This window comes from Actinophytocola sp. (assembly GCF_036555685.1).
Lineage (GTDB): Bacteria > Actinomycetota > Actinomycetes > Mycobacteriales > Pseudonocardiaceae > Actinophytocola.
On record NZ_DATBKY010000177.1, the window covers coordinates 1 to 2,698 of the forward strand.

A 2,698-nucleotide genomic window follows, 5' to 3' on the forward strand; every position below is an offset into this window, starting at 1 on the left:
GAGCGCGGCGTGCTCACCGACAGCCGGGGTAAATATCTCCGGTTTGGCCCCGCCCCGTACTTGTCCGATGAGCAGCTGGAGAAGGCGATTGCCACGCTCGGCGAGCTGCTCTAGGTCGGCTGGATCAGTCGTCCAGCCAGCCGATGACCACGTGGTGCTGCTGCTGGTTCTTCGCCGCGGCACCGCCTGCGTAGTTGTCCTCGACCTGCGCGATCTCGTCGGCGTTCGGCGTCGCGTTCTTGCAGTCCACGCCGCCGGTGCTGCCCGACATCAGGCTCTCGCACGGACCGGGCTTCATGTCCGGCAGGCCGAGGCTGTGGCCGAACTCGTGCGCGGCGATGCGGATCAGGTCGTAGCCCTGGTCGACGGCCTCCTTGCCGTACCAGATGGTGCCGTGGCCGCCGGGCATGATCGGGCCCAGCTCGGCCTGCGGCCAGCCGTCGAAGGACTCGAACGAGACCTCGGCCTGCTGACCCGGCTGCACGTGCGTGATCTCGACGTTGTTCACCGAGTCGTTCCATATCTGGATGGCCTGGGTGATCGCGTCGACGTACTCCGGCGCCTGGCTGTCGTCATAGGTGATCGTGACGGCCGCGGGCTCAACGTCGTCGGCCATCGCGTTCGGCACGACGAACCCGCCGACCAGCGTCGCCGATACGGCGAACAGGCCGATGACTGTGCGTTTGAGCATCGTTACCTCCTGTCATCCGCCTTCGGATGCTAGGTCCGCCCGGGCGGTCGCGGGACCCGCTGATCGTTGGGGAGATGCCCGTCACCAGTTGCCAGCTACCCGGGGTCTGGGCGATCGCGTCGCGGCGGCACCAGGCACAATGGGGAAGGGCGACTCGGACCGGAGGAGGCAACCGCGGTGGTTGAGGGCGAGCTGCGTGGCGTGATCGCGCTGGACGGCCCGTCGGGAACCGGAAAGTCCACGGTGGCGCGTCGCCTGGCGACCGCCCTCGGAGCCGGCTATCTGGATACCGGTGCGATGTACCGGACCGTGACGCTCGCGGTGCTGCGAGCCGGGGTCGACCCGGCCGACGCCGAAGCGGTCGCGAAGGTCGCGGAGCGGGTGGCGCTGAGCGTCGGCACCGACCCCCGCCGCCAGGAAGTGCGGCTGGGGGAGGAGAACGTCGGCGTCGAGATCCGCGGGCAGGAGGTCACGCTGGCCGTGTCCGCCGTGTCCGCGGTGCCCCGGGTGCGCGAGCTGCTGAAGATGCAGCAGCAGGAGCTCATCGCGGGCGCGGTGGATCGCTACGGCGGGATCGTGGTCGAGGGCCGCGACATCGGCAGCGCCATCGCGCCCGACGCGGCGCTGAAGATCTTCCTCACGGCGTCGTCGGACGCCCGCGCGCAGCGGCGGACCAGCCAGGACGCGTCCGAGGGCCGGGAGTCGACGTTGGACGCCACGAAGCTGGACGTGGAGCGGCGGGACCGGCTGGACTCCTCGCGTGCGGCCTCGCCGCTGCGGCCGGCCGACGACGCGGTGTGGCTGGACACCACCCACCTGGACGTCGCCGGCGTGCTGGACCGGATCCTGGAGTTGGTGGACGAGCGCGAGCTGCGTGGGGTGGCTGCCGGCCCTGGCAGGTGGTGAGCGCAGGTGTTGCCCGAGGGCGCCTGGCCACGTCTGCACGACTTCGGCCGGTGGATCGCGAGGTGGCTCTACCGGCCGGCGTACCGCATCCGGGTGGTCGGCGTCTCGAACGTGCCGCGGTCCGGTGCGGTCGTGCTGGTGGCGAACCACAGCACGCTGATCGAGCCACAGGTGCTCTTCGGCATGCTGCCGCGGCGGTCGGTGTTCCTCATCAAGAGCGAGCTGATGTCCGGTGTGCTGGGGTGGCTGCTCGTACGCATCGGCCAGCTGCCGGTACGCCGCGGCGTCGCCGACCGGGCCGCGCTGACCGCCGCCGTCCAGGTGTTGCGCGCGGGCGGGCTGCTCGGTGTTTTTCCCGAAGGGACAAGGGGATCGGGCGATGTCGACAGGGCCGAGCAGGGCGCGGCGTGGCTCGTGCGGACGACGGGCGCGGTCGTGCTGCCGGTGGCCACGCGCGGCACGCTGCGGCCGTCCGATTCGCGCCGGCGGTTCCGGCCTAAGCTTGACGTTCTGGTCGGCGCGCCCTTCGAGCTGACCGTCCCGCGAGGACGGTCCGGCCTGGGGGAGGCGACAGAGGAGATCCGCAAGCGGCTCGCCGATCTGGTGCACGAGTTGGACGAGCAGCGCGCGGCTGCCTGAGGCTGCCTTTAAGAGGACTTGGGATGACGGATCTGGATGGCACTTGGGCGTCGGAGTCCGAGTGGACGTCGGTCGACGAGGAGTTCGGCCACCCCGACGAGGAGGGGGGCCAGCCGCCGCAGCCGGTGCTGGCGGTGGTCGGGCGGCCGAACGTGGGCAAGTCGACGCTGGTGAACCGCATCATCGGCCGGCGCGAGGCGGTTGTGCAGGACAAGCCGGGCGTCACCCGCGACCGCGTGGCGTACGACGCCCTGTGGAGCGGCCGGCGCTTCACGGTCGTCGACACGGGCGGCTGGGACCCGAAGGCCGAGGGCCTGCAGGCCTCGGTCACCGAGCAGGCCGAGCTGGCGATGATGACCGCGGACGCGGTGCTCCTGGTCGTCGACGCGACGGTGGGCGCGACCACGACCGACGAGGCGGCCGCCCGCGTCCTCCGCCGCTCGAAGAAGCCGGTCCTCCTGG

4 protein-coding genes are annotated in these 2,698 nt (G+C 71.2%); 3 read left to right on the forward strand and 1 reads right to left on the reverse strand.

The annotated features are described in order from the left end of the window. Nucleotides 1–124 precede the first annotated feature (124 nt). Nucleotides 125–691, reverse strand: a complete 567-nt coding sequence (locus VH969_RS16890; protein WP_331975187.1) for a snapalysin family zinc-dependent metalloprotease — start codon at nucleotides 689–691, stop codon at nucleotides 125–127. A gap of 201 nt (nucleotides 692–892) precedes the next feature. Between VH969_RS16890 and cmk the strand changes: the two genes are divergently transcribed. The 3 genes from cmk to VH969_RS16905 form a co-directional block, all read left to right on the forward strand. Beyond that, entirely contained in the window at nucleotides 893–1,597 is a 705-nt protein-coding gene (cmk, locus tag VH969_RS16895) for a (d)CMP kinase (RefSeq protein WP_414638538.1), read from the forward strand. 6 nt (nucleotides 1,598–1,603) lie between these two features. Beyond that, complete coding sequence (locus tag VH969_RS16900; RefSeq protein WP_331975192.1) at nucleotides 1,604–2,236, forward strand: lysophospholipid acyltransferase family protein; 633 nt, start codon at nucleotides 1,604–1,606, stop codon at nucleotides 2,234–2,236. Between the two features lie 23 nt (nucleotides 2,237–2,259). Then, the coding region (locus VH969_RS16905; protein WP_331975194.1) for a GTPase at nucleotides 2,260–2,698 on the forward strand (439 nt) is incomplete at its 3' end.

Coding starts and splice junctions, on each gene's coding strand:
- VH969_RS16890 (WP_331975187.1), bottom strand. CDS start 691: ATGCTCAAACGCACAGTCATCGGCCTGTTCGCCGTATCGGCGACGCTG.